The 18,841-nt window shown below is 43.5% G+C and carries 25 protein-coding genes and 1 pseudogene; 6 read left to right on the top strand and 20 right to left on the bottom strand.

What is annotated here, in order from left to right; all coding sequences use genetic code 11:
- Positions 1–52: 52 nt before the first annotated feature.
- On the bottom strand, positions 53–754 hold the full coding sequence (gene deoD / locus MOB98_RS12590; RefSeq protein WP_268361038.1) for a purine-nucleoside phosphorylase: 702 nt from the start codon (positions 752–754) through the stop codon (positions 53–55).
- Between the two features lie 200 nt (positions 755–954).
- On the opposite strand from deoD, the gene MOB98_RS12585 reads away from it, so the two are divergent.
- Entirely contained in the window at positions 955–1,080 is a 126-nt protein-coding gene (locus MOB98_RS12585) for a hypothetical protein (protein ID WP_003241588.1), read from the top strand.
- Between the two features lie 35 nt (positions 1,081–1,115).
- Here the strand turns inward: MOB98_RS12585 and yodL are convergent, their stop codons facing one another.
- From yodL to MOB98_RS12570, 3 genes are all read right to left on the bottom strand, one after another.
- Entirely contained in the window at positions 1,116–1,433 is a 318-nt protein-coding gene (gene yodL, locus MOB98_RS12580) for a shape determination protein YodL (RefSeq protein WP_268361037.1), read from the bottom strand.
- 60 nt (positions 1,434–1,493) lie between these two features.
- A complete protein-coding gene (locus MOB98_RS12575; protein WP_268361036.1) occupies positions 1,494–2,105 on the bottom strand; it encodes a phosphatase PAP2 family protein in 612 nt (203 codons plus the stop codon).
- A gap of 79 nt (positions 2,106–2,184) precedes the next feature.
- Positions 2,185–2,361 carry a YozD family protein gene (locus MOB98_RS12570; RefSeq protein ID WP_003218148.1) on the bottom strand — a complete coding sequence of 59 codons (177 nt, stop codon included), beginning with the start codon at positions 2,359–2,361 and terminating at the stop codon, positions 2,185–2,187.
- 120 nt (positions 2,362–2,481) lie between these two features.
- On the opposite strand from MOB98_RS12570, the gene MOB98_RS12565 reads away from it, so the two are divergent.
- Complete coding sequence (locus MOB98_RS12565) at positions 2,482–2,625, top strand: hypothetical protein (protein ID WP_268361035.1); 144 nt, start codon at positions 2,482–2,484, stop codon at positions 2,623–2,625.
- Here the strand turns inward: MOB98_RS12565 and MOB98_RS12560 are convergent.
- From MOB98_RS12560 to cgeC, 13 genes are all read right to left on the bottom strand, one after another.
- Positions 2,622–3,302 carry a hypothetical protein gene (locus MOB98_RS12560; RefSeq protein ID WP_268361033.1) on the bottom strand — a complete coding sequence of 227 codons (681 nt, stop codon included), beginning with the start codon at positions 3,300–3,302 and terminating at the stop codon, positions 2,622–2,624. The two genes, MOB98_RS12565 and MOB98_RS12560, sit on opposite strands and share 4 nt — an antisense overlap.
- A 150-nt stretch (positions 3,303–3,452) precedes the next feature.
- A complete protein-coding gene (locus MOB98_RS12555; protein ID WP_003241575.1) occupies positions 3,453–3,677 on the bottom strand; it encodes a YozE family protein in 225 nt (74 codons plus the stop codon).
- 85 nt (positions 3,678–3,762) lie between these two features.
- Positions 3,763–4,041, bottom strand: a complete 279-nt coding sequence (locus MOB98_RS12550) for a YokU family protein (RefSeq protein ID WP_268361031.1) — start codon at positions 4,039–4,041, stop codon at positions 3,763–3,765.
- Complete coding sequence (gene ablA, locus MOB98_RS12545; protein ID WP_268361029.1) at positions 4,038–5,453, bottom strand: lysine 2,3-aminomutase; 1,416 nt, start codon at positions 5,451–5,453, stop codon at positions 4,038–4,040. Before ablA ends, MOB98_RS12550 begins: the two co-directional genes overlap by 4 nt.
- A gap of 29 nt (positions 5,454–5,482) precedes the next feature.
- Complete coding sequence (ablB, locus tag MOB98_RS12540; protein ID WP_268361028.1) at positions 5,483–6,307, bottom strand: putative beta-lysine N-acetyltransferase; 825 nt, start codon at positions 6,305–6,307, stop codon at positions 5,483–5,485.
- Complete coding sequence (locus MOB98_RS12535; RefSeq protein ID WP_268361026.1) at positions 6,285–7,595, bottom strand: peptidase; 1,311 nt, start codon at positions 7,593–7,595, stop codon at positions 6,285–6,287. The genes ablB and MOB98_RS12535 overlap by 23 nt, the downstream gene beginning before the upstream one ends.
- 8 nt (positions 7,596–7,603) lie before the next feature.
- A complete protein-coding gene (locus MOB98_RS12530; protein ID WP_268361025.1) occupies positions 7,604–8,257 on the bottom strand; it encodes a 3-oxoacid CoA-transferase subunit B in 654 nt (217 codons plus the stop codon).
- Complete coding sequence (locus MOB98_RS12525; protein ID WP_268361024.1) at positions 8,242–8,931, bottom strand: CoA transferase subunit A; 690 nt, start codon at positions 8,929–8,931, stop codon at positions 8,242–8,244. The genes MOB98_RS12530 and MOB98_RS12525 overlap by 16 nt, the downstream gene beginning before the upstream one ends.
- A 6-nt stretch (positions 8,932–8,937) precedes the next feature.
- A complete protein-coding gene (locus tag MOB98_RS12520; protein WP_268361023.1) occupies positions 8,938–10,272 on the bottom strand; it encodes an aspartate aminotransferase family protein in 1,335 nt (444 codons plus the stop codon).
- Positions 10,273–10,402: 130 nt separating this feature from the next.
- Positions 10,403–10,636: a YjcZ family sporulation protein gene (locus tag MOB98_RS20900; RefSeq protein WP_419900999.1), complete on the bottom strand. Its 234-nt coding sequence runs from the start codon at positions 10,634–10,636 to the stop codon at positions 10,403–10,405.
- Positions 10,596–11,375 (bottom strand): GNAT family N-acetyltransferase, encoded by a 780-nt coding sequence (locus MOB98_RS12510; RefSeq protein WP_268361022.1) that lies wholly within the window; start codon positions 11,373–11,375, stop codon positions 10,596–10,598. Before MOB98_RS12510 ends, MOB98_RS20900 begins: the two co-directional genes overlap by 41 nt.
- Positions 11,376–11,403: 28 nt before the next feature.
- Positions 11,404–12,684 carry a glycosyltransferase family 2 protein gene (locus tag MOB98_RS12505; RefSeq protein WP_268367218.1) on the bottom strand — a complete coding sequence of 427 codons (1,281 nt, stop codon included), beginning with the start codon at positions 12,682–12,684 and terminating at the stop codon, positions 11,404–11,406.
- Positions 12,685–12,748: 64 nt separating this feature from the next.
- Positions 12,749–13,054: a spore maturation protein CgeC gene (gene cgeC / locus MOB98_RS12500; protein ID WP_268367217.1), complete on the bottom strand. Its 306-nt coding sequence runs from the start codon at positions 13,052–13,054 to the stop codon at positions 12,749–12,751.
- A gap of 208 nt (positions 13,055–13,262) precedes the next feature.
- Between cgeC and cgeA the strand changes: the two genes are divergently transcribed.
- Both cgeA and MOB98_RS12490 read left to right on the top strand, forming a co-directional pair.
- Positions 13,263–13,664, top strand: a complete 402-nt coding sequence (gene cgeA, locus MOB98_RS12495) for a spore crust protein CgeA (protein ID WP_268360556.1) — start codon at positions 13,263–13,265, stop codon at positions 13,662–13,664.
- A gap of 6 nt (positions 13,665–13,670) precedes the next feature.
- The gene (locus MOB98_RS12490) at positions 13,671–14,624 is read left to right on the top strand and encodes a CgeB family protein (protein WP_268360554.1); all 954 of its coding nucleotides are present in this window, start codon (positions 13,671–13,673) and stop codon (positions 14,622–14,624) included.
- An 8-nt stretch (positions 14,625–14,632) separates the two neighbouring features.
- Here the strand turns inward: MOB98_RS12490 and MOB98_RS12485 are convergent, their stop codons facing one another.
- Positions 14,633–15,838 (bottom strand): phytase, encoded by a 1,206-nt coding sequence (locus MOB98_RS12485; protein WP_268360553.1) that lies wholly within the window; start codon positions 15,836–15,838, stop codon positions 14,633–14,635.
- Positions 15,839–16,195: 357 nt separating this feature from the next.
- Between MOB98_RS12485 and MOB98_RS20895 the strand changes: the two are divergent.
- Positions 16,196–17,223, top strand: a pseudogene (locus tag MOB98_RS20895) (SDR family NAD(P)-dependent oxidoreductase).
- A gap of 43 nt (positions 17,224–17,266) precedes the next feature.
- Here the strand turns inward: MOB98_RS20895 and msrB are convergent.
- Positions 17,267–17,701, bottom strand: a complete 435-nt coding sequence (gene msrB, locus MOB98_RS12475; protein ID WP_268360551.1) for a peptide-methionine (R)-S-oxide reductase MsrB — start codon at positions 17,699–17,701, stop codon at positions 17,267–17,269.
- On the bottom strand, positions 17,702–18,235 hold the full coding sequence (msrA, locus tag MOB98_RS12470) for a peptide-methionine (S)-S-oxide reductase MsrA (protein ID WP_268360550.1): 534 nt from the start codon (positions 18,233–18,235) through the stop codon (positions 17,702–17,704). It abuts the gene before it with no gap.
- Positions 18,236–18,365: 130 nt separating this feature from the next.
- Between msrA and MOB98_RS12465 the strand changes: the two genes are divergently transcribed.
- On the top strand, positions 18,366–18,791 hold the full coding sequence (locus MOB98_RS12465) for a MarR family transcriptional regulator (RefSeq protein WP_004398634.1): 426 nt from the start codon (positions 18,366–18,368) through the stop codon (positions 18,789–18,791).
- Positions 18,792–18,841 lie beyond the last annotated feature (50 nt).

Here is an 18,841-nt window from a genome sequence, read left to right as displayed (position 1 = left end):
CCGCATTCATAAAGAAGAGGCTGCCGGCACCCAGCACGCCTCTTGATGTATTTTATTGTGATACGGAATGTAAAGCCACTTCTATCATATCATGAAATGTCGTTTGACGCTCTTCCGCTGTCGTTTCTTCTCCCGTTAATACGTGATCGCTCACGGTGAGAATTGACAGCGCTTTTCTTCCGTGCTTCGCTGCTAATGTATACAATGCAGTGGTTTCCATTTCTACGCCCAGCACACCGTACTTTGCAAGTTTTTCAATTTGCGAATCGTCGTTGTAGAACTGGTCAGCTGTAAATACGCTTCCTACAGTCACCGGCACGCCTTTATCCTTTGCGGCATCATAGGCCTTTTTTAAAAGCTTGAAATCTGCGCTAGGCGCAAAATCAATGCTTCCGAAAGCGACTCTGTTCATTTGTGAATCAGTTGAGGAGGTCATAGCCAAAATGACGTCCCGCACTTTGACATCTTTACGGATAGCACCGCAAGAACCTACTCTTATTAAATTTTGCACATCATAGCTTTGAATTAATTCATTCACATAAATTGAAATCGACGGAACGCCCATTCCCGTACCTTGCACGGAGATTTTTTTGCCTTTATATGTACCCGTAAATCCATACATGCCTCTGACTTCATTGTAGCACTCTACATTGTCGAGATACGTTTCAGCAATAAATTTTGCTCTGAGAGGATCTCCCGGCAAAAGCACTGTATCCGCAATCTGTCCTTTTTCAGCACCTATATGTACACTCATCTCATATCCTCCTGTAAATCTAAATTATCTTCCAGCCCGTTCATTTTACAACGAATGTCACGATGAGACAAACTTCAGCATTGATTATAAAGGAATATGGAAAAAAAAGAAATGATCCGGGGCCGATTGGACGCTTCCTGATAAAAACGGATAATTGAGGTCTTTATTTGAAAACCTAACCCAGGAAGGAGGGATGGGACATGGGTAAAAAACAGCGTAACCGGATCACCGGCCAAAAAAAGAACAACCACATACCTGCAAAAGACGTCATTGCAGCTGAAGAGGCGCACGAAAAAGAGTATTCCGCTGCCAAACGCAAGCCTTAAACTGCAGAAAACTGCGGACATCCGCAGTTTTCTTTTCATTTGGCCGTTTGGACAATCAGCCGATTGATTTTCCTCCATCCCGCGGGAAGCAGCTTGTAATATGTTTTCCCTTTTCTGCCTTCATCAATCAAAATCACGTCCCCCGTGGCCATAAATCTCGCATCATAATCACTTGGAACGGTATCAAATACATTAAACAAAGAGAATGCTCTTTTCAGCACGTCTTGATGATTGCTCCCGCTCAGTTCAGTTCGATAGACGGGCCTATAGCCCTTTTTTTCGCCAAACCGGGGTGTTTGAAATATTGTCACGTCATAGGAACAAGACTTCTTTTTAAACACGGATAACATCATCAAGATCCCCTCCCTTTTATTTCTTTAACATATTAGCGTTTTTGCCCGGTTTTCCTCTCTCTATTTTTGTCGAAACCGCTTAATCTTTTCGTCAAACCCTTTTACGAGGAAAAACAGAAGCAGGCCGAGACTAAAGCCTCCCAGCACGTCGGTTACAAAATGCACACCCAGATAGACTCTGCTTATGCCGACCAAAACCGTGACCACGCCGGCTATGGTGTATACCATTTTTTTATGTTTGGACAAAAACGGGAGGTGTTTTACTAAAAAGTAGGCAATAACAGGGTAGACATAGGCTGCGTTCATTGCGTGACCGCTCGGAAAGCTGAAGGATGATTCATGAACAAGCGGTGAAAAATCAGGCCTCACTCGTTCGATCCATTCTTTTAACACTTTGTTTAATAGCCGGTCTGCACCGAATACCAGGAGCATCAAAAGCCCGTCCCATGTTTTTCTGTAAAACAACAGGCCCGCTCCAATGATCAGGAGAAGAGGGAACAGGAAAAAAGAAGCACCCAGATGCGTGATCCCTGTCATGACATCATTAAGCCACGGCTGGCGAATCAAAACAGCTGCCCTGCTTATTGCTTCATCTGCAGATTGAACAGCGTTTATATGGATGGCGGCAGCTAGAAGAAGAAAGAAAAGTAACAGGCTAACGGGCTTGTACAACATTTTAACCACCTCGATTTTCACAGAAGTCATAGAACATGAATAATAAAACCGGAGCTGGCCGCTCCGGTTTCAAGCCTCAATCATCTTCATCCAGCTCTTCATCTATCATACATTTTTCTATCAAATAATCAAAGGTAATATCAGCGATTTCAAACAGCTCATCCTCACTCGGTATGTAGCCCCGTCTTGCGAGCTCTTTGTAAAAAAATTCAGCGATTTCTTCCGTATCAATCACAAGATCTATTTCTTTCATTTCCGTACCGCCTCCTTTTTTATGTTTTATGAAAAAACAGGCTGAATTATACCCGGTGTTCTAAACAATTCTTTCATTCATATACATTGAATAAAAACAAGCCATAGGAGGCTGACGAGAATGATTGATAAAATGATGGAAGCACTGGACGGAGAAAGATTTGATGCCATAATGGAAAAAACGCTCAAAGGAATGACGCATGTGATGATTTGGGGCTGTCTGCCTTATTTTTTATATGTTTTGATCCGCATGTTCACAAACTAACTGAAGTGCTCTTTTAAACTTTCCAGAACAAACTTCATCATATCTCTATATTCTTCATCATGAAACATTTCATACAAAATTTTGTAGTCATTATAAATATCCAGAAGCTCATCAACAATTGATACAGCAAGGATGTGAAGGGTATCTTGATCTTCATCATCGCCTTCAAACTGAAGAAGAGCAGACGATGCGATATCTTCGCCAATCTCATGGCCAGTTTCTCCGACATAGTGGACAAACAAAAGCTGATGTACAAACTGGTCCATTTCATATTTTCTCAGCACCAGTGTGAGATCCTCTTCCTCCGTTTCAAGCCACTCTCCATCCTTTAAACGGGTCAGCTCATAAATGATATCTTCCCAGCCATCTTCTAAATATCTCCAAATTTCTGTTCTGTGGCCGATAATGCGAAAGAGTTCTTTCCCATAATCTTTTACATAAACGACGTCCCCAATAAGGAATTCATACTCAATATCAAGCTTCTCCATGTCGACAATGACACCCTCATAATCTTTGTAAAGCTGAATGGACGATTCAAAGTATAAGACTTCATTATGATTGACTTCATAAAGATAGTGTTTATCAATTTGGTGTACTTTTGTGATGGTGCCGACTGTTCCATACATAATGACGACTACGATATCCCCTACTTGGAATTTCGGTTTATTTTGCTTCATGGTGTCTCCCCCTCGCCGCAACATTTCTCATACGCTATCGTATGCCGGGTGACGCCAATTCGCATGGGCATGAAAACCAAAGGAAATATCCAATTCTGGTATGGGTATAAGCATAAAAAAATCCGCAGTGATCTGCGGATGAACCAGCTATTATCTCCCGTGCACTTCAGCCTCGTATTGATCCCAGGCTTCATCAAACGTCGCCATCGTGTGAAGGTAGTCGGCATTCAGCTCTAAATATGAACTGATTTCATGATAATCGGTTGATGTTTTCGGAAAGCTGTGATCCTCATACGCCTGATTGGCAAATTCACTGATGCTGTCCTTCGGTTTAGGATGTCTGTATTTCAATAAATAATGATAAAAGGATTTCATGGGTTTCCCCTCCTGGTGTCTGTCTTTTGTTGTTCTATTATACAGTTCAAGTGTAAAATTACAACAAAAGAATATCGAAACGTCGTCAGGAGAAGTCAAAATAGTTGCGTTTCAGAATCCTTTCTGTCTCCATGAGCTGCTGATACGTCAAGCTTTCAGGCAGTTTTTTGGTTTGAATCAAAAGCAGCTGATCCTCAATCTCCTTTATTGTGGATTCCTCTTGATAAGTCATTCCGCAGGAAGCACACACCATAGCGGGAGTGTCTGTCAGTTCTATGGCTCTTGTTCCGTCAGGGAGCTCCCAGTACACCGTGTTTTTGCCGGGTACTGCTTCAAGCTCGCCGCACCAGTCGCATGTTTTCATGATGAATCCCCTCCGCTTTCAGCCTCTTTCTGTTTTTTCTGCTGCGCCAAAAATTTCTTTTCTTTTAGCTGGTCTCTTTTCTCACGCCGGTCTTTTAATGTTTCATGCTCCGGATTCGCCGTGTACGCCTCTCTTCTTTTGATTCTGGCTACATTTTCCGGTGTAAAAGAAACCTCCTTGTCAGCAAAAATGGCACTCAGCCCGATCGGCTCCTTTTTGTCAGCGATTTCAGGATAAACGGACTCAAAATAGGCGTCGGCCTGGTTAGGGATATAATTCTCCGGTTCCGGATATGACGTAATCACCCCTTCAAAATTTCTTAAAATGACTTTTTCAGGGCTTTGCGACAGGACATAGTTTGGCTGCAGAGCGATTTTCCCTCCTCCGCCTGGCGCGTCAACGACAAAGGTAGGAACCGCATAGCCTGAGGTATGGCCTCTCAGCCCTTCAATGATCTCCAAACCTTTGGAAACGGGAGCTCTGAAATGCCCAATGCCCTCTGACAGATCACATTGGTAAATATAATACGGACGGACTCTGATTTTTACCAAGTCGTGCATGAGCTTTTTCATGATTGGAACCGAATCATTAATACCCGCTAACACGACGGCCTGATTTCCGACCGGCACGCCTGCGTTCACCAGCTTTTCACAGGCTTCAACCGATTCCTCTGTCATTTCGATGCTTGTATTGAAATGGGTGTTTAGCCAAACTGGATGATATTTTTTCAAAATCTCGCACAAATGGTCGGTAATGCGCTGCGGAAAGACGACCGGCGCCCTTGTTCCGATTCTGATTACTTCCAGGTGCGGAATGCTTCTCAGCTCTTTTAGAATGTATTCCAAAATTTGGTCATTGATGAGCAGCCCGTCACCGCCAGAAATTAAACAATCGCGGATCTCGGGGGTTTCCCGGATATAAGCAATCGCAGCATCAAGCTGTTTTTTAGGGACTCCCATTCCGATTTGTCCGGAAAAACGCCTTCTTGTGCAGTAGCGGCAGTACATGGAACATTGATTCGTGACAAGGAACAGCACACGGTCGGGATAGCGGTGTGTCAGACCGGGTACCGGTGAATCTTCATCCTCATGGAGCGGGTCTTCCAGATCGTATTTTGTTTTGTGCATTTCTTCAGAAAGCGGTACAGACTGCATTCGGATCGGACATCTCGGATTATCGGGGTCCATTAAAGAAGCATAGTAAGGTGTAATATTTAAGGGGATCGTTTTGGTAGAAATTCTGACGCCTTCCTCTTCATCCTCTGTCAGATTGATGACTTTTTTTAAATCATCTACCGTTCTTACCGTATGTGTCAGCTGCCAAAGCCAATCGTTCCATTTCTCTTCTGGAACATCCTTCCATAACTCTATTTCCTTCCAATGCCGTTTCGGTTTGTACCATTTGCTTGTCAAATGAATTCCTCCTCGCGCATCGTTTTGACTTACAGGTGCTTGCACCAAATATTCATATTTTCAAGACCTTCGGCTATATAGCAATTATTAATCAGCCTTCCGCCGTATTGGTAACCGGAATGGTACAACACAGCATTCATCCCAAAAGACGCAGCTCGGGCGAGTGAAAATACATGGAAGATTTCTTTCTCAGCCATTTCTTTTTCTAATGCTTCGATTAAAAAGCTTGTCAGCGAATGGCCTCGATATTCCGGAAGCACAGCGCAGTCGGTTATTTCGGCATGCCCCAGCTCTGGATTGATATCTGCACTTGCTGCACTAATCAGGCGGTCATGATCAAACATGACATAATATGTTGTATTTTCATTCATTGTTTTTTCAATATAAGCGGGATCAAATACCGGTGTCGGGTACGTACGGAATACTTTTTTATACAGCATCGATAGCTGGTACATGTCGTTTGTTTCTGCTTTTCTCATCGTAAAAACGGGTGTATCGCTGCGGGGATGAGGCGCTGTATGATATAAGGCCTCGATCATCTCCTGTTCCTTCATATATGAATCTGTTTGTCTCCGTTTCTCAGTGAGATAACAAACCATGACACAAGCCGGGTGGCCAAGATAATAGCCTTTGAGAAACCCCTCCGGCTCAAACAAGTGTTTGGCTAGCACTTCCTCATCTTGCTGTTTCGTATAGACAATGATTTTTTCCGCATCCTCTTCTTTTGCCGCAGCCACAATATCGGGCAGAGCCTTCTCAATGGCTCCGTCATAACGTATGACTCTGATCCGTTTATTAAATCCGTCAAGGTCCAGAACTGCAGTAACGCCGTTATTCTTTATCGACTTGAGCATCCGTATCCTCCCCATCTGAATGAAGCCCGCACCAATCCATAACAAACAGTGCAATAATTTTAGCAGAGTCTATCATAGCTTCAACCTCAATGTATTCATTTGCCTGATGAGCTGTTTTTGTTTCTCCTGGCCCGAAGACGATGACTGGCGTATCTCCTGCATGGTATAAAAGCCCTCCGTCCGTTCCCCATGGCGAGGCTTCGATGATTGGCTCTGTCTGTTTCATTTTTTGATAGGCTGATTGCAGCACTGAAATTAAAGGGTGGCCATCAGGCAAATCGTTCGGCAGCCATTGAGCGCCGAACCATTCTACTTGAATCGGATGGCGTTTAAACCATTCGTCACGGTATTCTAAATCTCTCAGCCAGTTTTCTAATTCCGTTTTTACGTCTTCAGGCTTTTCATGGGGAGCAATTCCGCATCTCCCTTCAATGACGACACGGTCTGCAACTGATGATGGCCAGGAACCGCCTGAGATAGTGCCGATATTTACCGGTACCGGTATTGGGACATTGTCGTACAGCGGATCAGATATTCTGGCATTGCGCACTTTCTCCAGCTCCTGTATGGCTGTGATCACGTGCATGCTTTTTTCAATTGCGCTTACCCCCTCATAGCGTGTGCCTCCATGTGCCGCTAATCCCTTCACTGTGATTCGAAACCACATTGAGCCCTGCTGCTTTATAAAAAGCTTCATATTCGTCGGCTCTGGGATCAGCGCGCCGTCAGCACGATACCCTCTCATGATGGCAGACAATGTTCCCGCGCCGCCGCACTCCTCATCTACAACACTTTGAAACAATACATCTCCCTTCAATTTGACACCGCAGGCGTGCAGAGCTTCTAAAGCAAAAAGAAGGGCTGTATTGCCTCCCTTCATATCCGTTGAACCGCGGCCGTATATTTTACCGTTTTCTTCGACAGCTTGAAACGGCTCATACTTCCAATCCTTTAGGCTTCCTTCCGGGACAACATCGATATGACCGTTTAAAATCAGCGACCGGCCCCCGCCTGCTCCTGTTTTTTTGGCGACAATGTTCGGGCTCTCATGAAAATCGGAACGGTCTGATTTAAAGTAGGGATGCTGTTTTAATTGCTTTAGGCTTGGCTCCCACACGTCAATGTCCATATGAAATTGCCGCAGCTTTTCAAGTACAACGGCTTGAGCGTTAAATTCTGACCCCAATGTGCTTTTTTCTCCAATCAGCCTTTTGAGAAGACGAATGGCTTTGGCCGAATGCTGATCGAGCCACTCGATTACTTTTCTCTCAATGTCCTGCATCCTCATTCCCCCTTTTAAGAAAAAGGCATATCTATTTTGATTTCAGCTTCAGTAAGCCTCATCACCTCGTCGATTGTCGAGCCATTCATCAGTTCTTTTAAAACGAAATGATGGCCGTCAACTTCAAGAACCGCTTTTTCAGTAATGATCATATCTACACAGCCTGCTGCAGTTAATGGAAGCGTGCATGTTTCTGTTAATTTAGGCCTTCCCTTTTGATCTGTATGACTCATGACAACAACCACTTTTTTCGCTTTTTGGGCCAGTTCCATCGCACCGCCCATGCCCGGCACCTTTTTTCCCGGGACCAGCCAATTTGCCAAATCGCCTGACTGGCTCACTTGCAGGGCGCCTAAGATCGTAATGTCAATTTTGCCTCTTCTGATCATCGCAAAAGACATCGTTGTATCAAAATAAGACGTTCCATTTACCGCGCGGACAGGAAATCCCGCAGCATTGCATAAATTTTCATCCTCTTCTCCCTTTTGAGGGCTCTCGCCAATGCCAAGCACGCCGTTTTCCGCCTGCAGCATGACCTGCATATCAGGCGGCAAAAAGTTCGGCACCAAGGATGGAATGCCGATACCGAGATTCACAATCATGCCCGGCTTGATTTCGGAAGCGGCCCGTTTTGCGATTTGTTCTCTTTCTGCTACTCCCAAGCCCATTTCCACTTCACTCCTTCACTTCTCACAACCCCCTCGACAAATACCCCCGGTGTGACTATCATTTCTTCAGAAATTTCCCCCATCGGGACGATGCGCTCAGCTTCGGCAAAGGTTCTCCTCGCGGCCATTGCCATAAGCGGATTCATATTGCGCGCTGTTTTATCATACGTTAAATTGCCGAATTCATCGGCTATGTGTGCATTGATAAAAGCAAAATCAGCCGTCAGCGCCTCTTCAACCAAATATCGCTTTCCAGCTACAGACACGATGTCCTTATTCTTACAAACGCTTTGATTATCAATGCCGACATCGGTTAAAATGCCGCCGAGTCCCGCTCCACCGGCTCGAATCCTTTCCGCAAGCGTTCCCTGCGGTGAAAATTGAACTTCTAGCGTCCCGTCTGTCATCTGTTTACCGGCTACAGGATTGGAACCGATATGCGATGCGATCAGGGTTTTAACTCGTTGATTGACAATTAGCGGGCCGATTCCTATTTCCGGGAACCCGGCATCATTGCAAATGACAGTTAAATCTGTTACACCGCTGTCCAATATAGCTTCAATCAATGAAGGCGGTGATCCGACTCCGCCAAAACCCCCAAACATCAGAACCGACCCGTCCTGAACATCTGCAATTGCTGTTTCGATGCTGATTGTTTTTTGAAATGGCGCCATTTGTTTTCAATCCTTTTTCAGTTTTTTTTCGACTGCTGCAACTGTTTCCGAAAAAATTGACATGAGTTCTTCAGCTTCACCGTCTGAAATGGTAAAAGGAGGAGCAATTATGACAGCATCACCTTCCCCGCTGTCTATCCCCGCCTTGGCAGGATACACAATCAGCCCGCGTTTTTTCGCCTCGCCGATCATTCGCTGAGTAACCGCCTGCTCTGGCGGAAAAACGTTCTTCGTATTCTTGTCTGTAACAAATTCAACGCCTAATAGCAGTCCTTTTCCGCGCACATCGCCAATGATCTTGCTTTGAGACGCTGCCTCAACTAGCTTCTTTTTCAGAACAGCGCCCTTTTTCTCTGATTGCTTGATCAAGTCATGTTTTAGCACATACCGCAAAACTTCAAGAGCTGCCTTTGCTGAGTAGGGATGTGCACTATATGTGTGACCGCTCATAATCACACCTGAACCTTGTTTTATCGTTTCAATAATAGAATCAGATACGACGGCAGCGGCAATAGGCGCATATCCGGCACCGAGGCCCTTTCCCAGTACAGCAATATCTGGAACAGCGTGCCAATGCTCTGTCGCGAGCATTCTGCCTGTTCTTCCAAGACCTGTCATCACTTCGTCTGCAATAAAGAGCACATCGTGTGTGCGGCATATCTCACTTAATCTTTCATAATATCCTGGAGGCGGAGTAATTGCTGCTCCTGCGGCTCCGATAATAGGCTCTGCCACAAAGCCAGCGATAAATTGGCTTCCGATTCTTTTGATGGCCGTTTCCAGTTCATCTGCTGCAGCCTGAACAAAGTTTTCCTCCGTCCCATGATTCCGCCGATAAATATGAGGAGCCGAAATAGCCGGATATCGCTCAATCAGATGGGTGAACCGGTATCTCCTTTCATAAAAACCAGATAATGAAAGCGCTCCCAAAGTTATTCCGTGGTAACTGCTCCATCGCGACAAAAAGATGGATTTTTGCGTATGCTTTTTTTCCTGCCAGTATTGAATGGCGATTTTCATAGCGGTTTCTATCGCTTCTGATCCGCTGTTGACAAAAAAAGACCAATTCACATCTCCCGGCAGCTCCTTCGCCAAGAGAGCGGCTAGTTGCTCGGCGGGCTCACTCGTAAACTGTGAGCGGTAAGCAAAAGACACCTGATCCAGCTGTTCTTTCAGCTTCTCAGTCACATCAGGAACTCCGTGGCCGATGTTGCATGTCACTGCACCAGATGACCCGTCGAGATACCTTTTTCCGGTCTGATCGTAAACATATGAACCCTTGGCATAACTGACAACCGGATAGGCCGAACTAAGCTCCGGCTTAATCAAATAACTGCTCATGCTCCCACCTCAAAAACCCATTTGCTATATTGTATGAGTGTTCAATTTACGGCATGACGTTCCCCGGAAAAACTTTTTCACACAAAAAAGAGCCTTTCCTAACGGAAAGACTCCTTTTGAATTTCACCATCTAGCAAATAAAAGCGGCTCCGACAATAATTAATAAAATGAACAAGACAACAATCAATACAAACGTATTTGTCCCGCAGCCAAACCCGTAACCGTATCCAGGGTATCTATACATGCTGTTTTCATCCTTTCTTATCACGATATACGGCATTTTATGCGGGCCAAGTCCCAAACGGTTTGTGCAAATGCCTATTTCATGTAAGGAAATAATGAAAAACTGTATGCACCCGCTCATATTTTTTAAACGACAGCTTTTCATAAAAGCGGGTTGCGCCATCAATGCTTGTAGCCACTAAATAGGCCGCTTCCATTCCTAATGATTTGGCGATAGACAGCATTTCTTTCACTAAAATACTGCCATAGCCTTTCCTTTGAAACTGATCCAAAATGGCCACTTCTTCGATTTTAGCCGTTTTGTCTTGCGGATGTATAAACAGTTCACCGCATCCAATAGGAATTTTTTGGGCCTGATCGCTGTAACAAACAACAAGGATGATCGTACCCGCTTCGTAAAAGGGATATTTTCTTTTTAATTTTTGTTCAGCGATCGCTTCCCCAATATAAATGGAATCATAAATTTTCATAATAGAAGATCCGTCGCTGAGGCTTTTTGCTGTCCCCCAAGCCGTTAACGGATGGCCCATCTGCCCCTTCCAGCCATCAAGCTTCATGTCATAAAACAGCTCATCTTCGACGACAAAACCGCTCTTTACAAGCGATTGCTTCAAACCGAGCGGAAAAACATGCTGCGGCGACGCTTTTAAATGAAGATAATTCGCATCAAGCAGCTTTGGTACGGATGGCAAAAAGCCCAGTAACCGCTCCAATGGAAACGTATCATGGAGCTGAACAAAGTTGTGAGAAAAAATGTGCGGAAGCTTCGGATCCCTATATACGCTGTAATGATCAAACGATTCCGATTCAGACGTTAACAATATATACTGATGTTCCGTTTTTGAATAATGTCCTGTCATGAACGTCTCCTTTTTTTGACCTATACCTTTACTCAAAAGCAATATTTAATTTCTTTATAATCTCATCGTACACCGGATAAAACGGCTTTCCAATTGGAAATTGTTGAATATTTCGGAAAGAAGCGGATATTGGCTTCTGATGTAAAAAGAACTTCCTTGCTACTTGCTCACTAATCGGGTGAAAAGCAGCGTTTAAAAACAAAAATGGCGCGCGCTCTATAAAAAAAAGCCTTCGCCCAGGCGGATGTTCGATCAATCCAGATCGGTCCCGCGTAATTGGCAGCCCTTCAGGCAGCGCCTCCAGTTCTTCTTTTTCAATTGTTACTATGTCTTTTCTTTTAAATTGATAAAACTGAAAAGCATACTGATCCACAATCCGTCTTTTTTTTCCGGCTTCGATATAAAATATTGCAGGGTGGTCAGCTTTCTTTACTAAAATATAATTCGGAATGTTTAAAATTTTCCCAATCCTATATTGGAATAAATACGGGTCCGGAACGGCTACAGTCCGATTTAGATACAAAGAATCCCACCTTTCCCCGACAGGACGCCTTACACCCTGATCAAGAAAATACACGTTTTGATCAGTACCCTTTACAAAGGAGCCGTCAATCAAATCGGCGGGCAGAAACCGATATGCATTTTGGAAAGAATCGGGAGTTTTATAGGTTGTATCTAATACTTCATTTATCGGCAGAAATGGGGCAAAGTTGTTGATTCGGGCCCAAAAAATTGAGTCTCCATGATTCCAATGCTGCATATCATCATCCCAATAGCTCCCATATTTATGATGAATACGATCAAGTAATGAACGTCGATGCATAACTGAGCAATGATCTACTTGAAAAGCAGCCTGTTCAAGCACTGCATTGGCATTTCTATAGAAATAGGAGATTTCCTCTCCCCTTTCATTAACATGTACAACTTTTTGTTTCGAATATACAACCTGTGCCTCAGGCTTTTGTGAAAACATCTGCACCATGCGGCTCAGCCGCTCGGGATGATAAACAGTGTCATCGGTGAGATAGGAAATGTAATCGCCGTCGGCAAATGGGAGCGCGGTGTTAATTAATGTGGCGTAACGGGTTGTTGTTAATCGTTCTGCGGGATGCACGAAACTGTTTTGATAACGAATGCGCTGGTCATGAAGATATCTATGAATCACTGCAATTGTTTCTTCATTAGAATGATCATCCATGATAAAAAGCTCCCAGAGATCATGAGTTTGCTTCATGACGCTTTCGATCGCTTTTTGCAGATAATCAGGTTTGTTGTAACTTGTTAAAATAATCGATACTTTCTCTCCCATCTATTCAACCTCCTATCGTCAAACATAAAAACGGCTCCGCAGCAAGCAGAGCCTCTGTCATCATTTAAAAAGCACCCCAGCTTACAATACTTGAGAGTGCGACATGAGATCTCGTGTTATTTAAAGGGTTTTGAAAAATAACCAAATCAGTCAGAACTTCTTTTACGATGACGTTTTGAAGCGTATTCCCATTCACCAGATGAACTGTTGAGACTGGTACGCTAAGCTCTTTTGCAAATACGAGCTGACGTCTGAGATCAGATGGATTTCCTTCAGAAGACGATTGACGTATGAGCAAAATCAACAAAAGCAGAATAAAATGCAGTTCATCTTGATTTTCTTCTTGATTTACGTGTTTTTCTAGATCCAAACAGTCCCTCTCCCTTTATCCTTATACTCTGTTTCACAATATGAACTGACTTTGATTGATGGTATAGGCAATGTCCGCTTATTTAAAAAATCAGCATTTTCCTTAAAATATATGAAAAATAGATCAGGTACGGCGTTCGACTCATACCAAATGGCAGCCAGAGGAATATGATTAACGTGAGTTCACTATTGAATAGGAGGTGTGTGTAATGAGCTCAGAAAACGCGCAGTTAAAAAAGGATTTGATTAAAACCCTTTTAAGCCCTTTATTTCCAGCTACAACAGAAGGAGGAGAAAACATGGATAGTAATCTTAAAGCCTTGCTTGAAGCTGCCATCGATCAAAAAGTAGATGAAAGTGAAACAGTGACGGCAGAATCTCTTTTAGACCCTTCCCTTCCGGCAAGATGGATTTTTGCCAGAGTTACGCCAGGCACTACAATCAGCATTGTGACTGATTCAGGTGATATGATCGGGCCGGTTGTCTTTGTTGCTTTCGATCAAGTTCACGGTATCGTATTTGTAACACAGGAAAGCTCCGTCACTCCAGCAGGTCAAGCCACAACTTTAATTGATGTAGACAAAGTAGAAAGCGTCACGTTCTTTTCATAGCATCTGATGAAAGTTTTGTATATCCAGTCGGGATACGGAGGAATATACAGCTATTTTGACCGCTGGGCTGAAGAATGTTTTCAGCACACTCATACAGAGTATATGGCTGCAGACGCACCGGAAGCAGAATCTCTGATGAAAATCGAAACATTTCAGCCGGACTTCGCACTTATGATGGTTGGAGACCGCGTTCCTCACGACTGGCTGACCTGGTTAAAGGGTAAGGGTATCCCCGTGTATGTTTGGCTGACCGAAGACCCATTTTATATTGATACCAGTCTTCAGGTGATTAAGCACGCTGACGCCATATTAACGATTGAACAAAATGCCGCTCTCTATTATCGGGAGCTTGGCTATCAGCACGTCTATTATGTTCCGATCCCAGTTAATCATCGGCTGTTTAAAAAAATGGACACAGAACATTCTTTTCATTCAAATCTGCTTATCATCGGCTATCCTTACCCTAATCGGGTTCAGCTTATGAAAGAAGCGGTGCAGCTGCCTTTTACGGTCCGAGTCATCGGGAAGGAATGGAGAAAATATCTGCCTAAAAAAGTACTCAAACAGCCGCATATCGATGTCGTCAGCACATGGGTTCCGCCCGAACAGGCGGCTCATTATTATAATGGGGCAGACATCGTAATCAATGCGCATCGGCCCTATCATTTTGCTTTTAACAAAAATAATAGCCGGATCAAAAATGCGAGTTTTAATAACCGAACGTTTGATATCGCTGCATGCGAAGCATTTCAATTAACAGATTTACCCGCGGCACATCCTTTTTCATCCTTTATTTCTTATCACAGCATCAACGACTTTAAGGAAAAAGCCGCCTTCTATATCAACCACCCTGAGGAACGGCAAAAAGCTGCAGCTTCCAATTACAGAGAGACCGTACCCGCTAATACGTATGATGAGCTTCCTGCAAAACTAAAGACGATTCATCTGGCGCTTTCTTGAAAAATCGTTCATTGGTATGAACGATTTTTTCGTCCACAGAAAAAAGCAGCTTGATCAGCTGCTTTCTTTTTTAGCCTCCGGTCCTTCAGCTTCCTCGGATTCACCTGTTTATGAAGATCAGGCTTTCCGCCGAGATGCTGTGCAATCTGTTCCCACGGCACAATTTTGAAGTTTTGATTGACAGCTTGTCCATTTTCAATATTTTCACCGTCCTGCGCCACAAAAATCCCGTACGGATATTTTTGGCCTAGTCCGAAACCGAGAACATCAATTCCATCCGTATCACTAGTTCCATCTATCTTCTCGCCATCTGTAATATCAAAGCTGGCAACATAGCGATTGCTTCCCTGCCGTTCATACATTGCATAGGTGTTATTGCCTTGACTTGAGGCCATAAGATATCCTTTGCCGTCTGGCGCATAATAAATCGTCAGTCCCTCAATATCTGCTGCCAAATGTTCCCCAGTTGCACGATCGACAACCTGCCCCTTTGATCCTCCGCCGGGTTCAGCATTAAATTTCCAGATGGCCTCATCTTCCTCTGCAATGTACAGGTTCCCATACTCATCATCTGCAACAAGGCCTTCAGTCTGAGAATTCAATTGAAATTCACGCACTTTTTTCCCCGTCACATAACCGTTTCCGTTATCCACAATTTCATACTGTTCAAATTCTCCTTGTTTGCCTGTGACTAAAGCGTAAAATGCCCCTGTTTTCTGGCTGTGATACAGGCTGAATCCGTAAACCTCAGAAATATCTGTGGAAATAGGATGTTTCGGATCTGTTATGCTTTTCAATTTTCCTTTATCTCCGTCAATCTCATATACTTCGATTGTATTCTTCCCTTCAGACCGATTAGAGGCGGCAGCAATGTCAATCTTTTTGCCGTTTAGCGGAAAATCATAGCGTAGATCGACATTATTAAGCTTCCCAAACTCGAAAGAATGAATCTGTTTGCCATCCAAATCATACACAACAAGTCCGGACTTCTTATTTGTCGTGATCAACTTGCTTTTTTCCGGATGCTTTTCATGAACCCAAATGGCCGGATCATCCGCAGCGTCATCGCCAGAGGCGACCGGCTCTGTCTCCGTTTGCGCCGTCACTTTAAAATGATGTGCCGCATGCACATCATGAGCCGACACCGGGTTTGCTGTCAGGCTAATCAATAAACCCGTGACAGTGCTCAGCAGCATTTTTTTTGAAACTTTCATTTGATACCCTCCTTTTTATCACTTCCTATTGTAAAATATATACAGAATTTAGCTGTGAGGAAAATGAACTCTTTTTTTATAGTGTTTCTGACTCATAAACCACTTTCCTTACAAAGCACGTGAAATGTTTCCATCCGTTTTCCTTTTGCGGTGCGAAATAAACTATTATAAATATTTAGTACATTGTGTATTTAGTTAGAAAATTTACTGTGACGTCTATTTTCATTTTCTATTAAAAAAGAACACTTTATGACATGATCATTCCCCTAAATTTTATTTTATTAGTGCTTTCATTATCTCGATTAAAAAGTTGAACATATGATACATGGTAGAGAAACGAGAGTTGAGGGATAAGCCATACCTAAACAGCAGACAGCAGAACTAAAATCATTTTTCCATAACAAAACAGTTTTAGTCACTGGCGGGACGGGTTCAATCGGGAGCCAAATTATCAAACGCCTTTTGCAGTTAACACCGAAACAGGTGATTGTATTCAGCAAAGACGACAGTAAACAGTATGTCACGAGTCAAAAGTATGCGGAGGATAAGCGGCTTTCATTTGTACTCGGAGATGTGGGTGATCACAGGAGGGTGAATCAGGTAATGAAAGGCATTGACATCGTCTTTCACGCTGCTGCGCTGAAACAGGTTCCGACATGTGAGAACCATCCATTTGAAGCGATCCAGACCATCTCATCGGTGGACAGAATGTGGTGGAGGCCGCTCTTTCACATCAAGTACAGCATGTTTTTAATATTAGTACAGATAAAGCTGTATCTCCTGTGAACACAATGGGTGCCACCAAGCTGTTATCTGAACAGCTGTTTCATCAAGCAAACCGCCACGTTCAAAACAGAGGAACCGTATTTTGTTCGGTCCTGCTTCGGAAATGTTCTCGGCTCAAGGGGTTCTGTGATCCCTATTTTATTTGAACAAATGATGAAGGGCGAGCCGCTGACCATTACAGACAAGAACATGACCCGATTTTTCATGTCAATAGACGATGCGGCGGCACTGACATTGCAATCAGCTGCTATTACAAAAGGCGGAGAAACCTTTATTTTTAAAATGGAATCACTGAATCTTGAAGAACTGATTCATGGATTTGAAGAGTATGCATCCCAGCACGGGCTCCCGCAGCCGGCTGCAGTAGAAGTCGGTAAGCGTCCAGGTGAAAAACTTCACGTAGAATTAACGTCTCCTCATGAAATTCGAGTCACTGTATGAATGGGGACAACCTTTATGCGATTCATCCAGATCCGGAAAAACATCCTGATTTTAGCAAAGTCAATCTGCCTGGGTATCAATCGGTTCAAGCCCCTCTTATTACGAAAGACAGAATTGCCCAGTTTATAGAAGATTGGCATCAAGAAAAAAAGGCATAAAAACAAACCTGTCTATCCATTAGGCAGGCTTGTTTTTTGTGTTTTATTTATCAAACAGATGCAGATAGCTTTCGTATCCTTCTTCTTTCAGCTTATCCTTCGGCACAAACCGAAGCGCCGCTGAATTTATGCAGTAACGAAGCCCGCTTGGCCCCGGTCCGTCATTAAATACATGACCAAGATGAGAGTCAGCAGTACGGCTTCTCACTTCTGTGCGAATCATGCCGTGGCTCGTGTCCAGTTTTTCTTCCACTTCATCTTCTTCAATCGGCTTTGTAAAGCTTGGCCAGCCGCAATGGGAATCAAATTTATCCTTGGATGTAAACAATGGCTTGCCTGATACAATGTCTACATACAGCCCTTCTTCCTTATGATTCCAATATTCATTTTGAAATGGCGGCTCTGTGCCGTTATTTTGCGTCACCTCATATTGCATGCGGTTTAGTGATTTAATTTTTTCTTCTTTGTTGTACGCCATTTATTTCGCCCCCCAATGCTCGCTGATAAATCCTGCTCGTCCAGAACCCGTCCGGTAGCGCTGATAGTGTCCAGGATTCTTTTTATAAAAATGCTGATGATAGTCTTCCGCTTCATAGAAAGGTTCAGCTTTTAAAATGTCCGTTACAATCGGATCTTTAAAGATGCCGCTTTCCGCCAAGCGCTGCTTGGAAGCTTCTGCAAGCTCCTTTTGTTTGTCATTATGATAAAAAATGGCTGCACGGTAGGAACTGCCGCGATCAGCAAACTGGCCGCCGGCATCTGTCGGATCGATTTGCTGCCAAAATAATTCAAGCAGCTTTTCATAAGGGAACACATCAGGTTGAAACGTGATTTGAACCGCTTCACGATGTCCTGTCGTTTCACTGCATACCTCTTCATACGTAGGGTTTTCAGTATGGCCGCCTGTATACCCGGACACCACTTTTTCAATTCCCGGCTGTTCGTCAAAAGGTTTGACCATACACCAAAAACAGCCTCCTGCAAATGTGGCGATTTCTTTTTTTTCAGACATACTGGTGCCTCCTTTGTTAATACGTGGTATTATTATATTATAGCATGTAAAAATAGAATGAAAATGATTCTGCTTTTCAATAAAATCTATAGGTTTTAAGCAATATGCTTAGTAATGGAGGTTCACAAATTTGAAAGTAAGAACACAGATGATGTACGATATGGAAACTTTACTCCGTAAAGTCTTTAAACAAATACGCAACGAAATCAATGAAATTCTAGATAAAGAGCTGTCACGGAATGAATTTACCATTCTGCGGATCCTCAGTGAACAAGGGCCTAAAAAAGTCACTGAATTTGCGCCTATTTTAGAGGTATCGGCAAGCCACATTACGGCTGTGACTGATGCGCTGGTAGAAAAGGAATGGATTACAAGAATCAGATCGAAGGAAGACAGACGCATCATCCGCATTCATATCACTGAAGCGGGCGAAAAAGTCCTTCAGCACTTCAACGAGAAAAAAACGGAATATTTCTTTAAACGTTTTGACTGCTACACTGATGCTGAACTCGCTACATTAATCGAGCTCTTCAGCAAACTTGATAAAAAACGGTGAAAAAAAGCACATACCCTATATATGGGTATGTGCTTTTCGCAGCGCTTCAC

Origin of the sequence: Bacillus sp. N13C7 (assembly GCF_026790065.1) — a bacterium.
GTDB lineage: Bacteria > Bacillota > Bacilli > Bacillales > Bacillaceae > Bacillus.
Note: the sequence above shows the minus strand (reverse complement) of the source record. Positions and strands in the feature narration are given on the sequence as shown.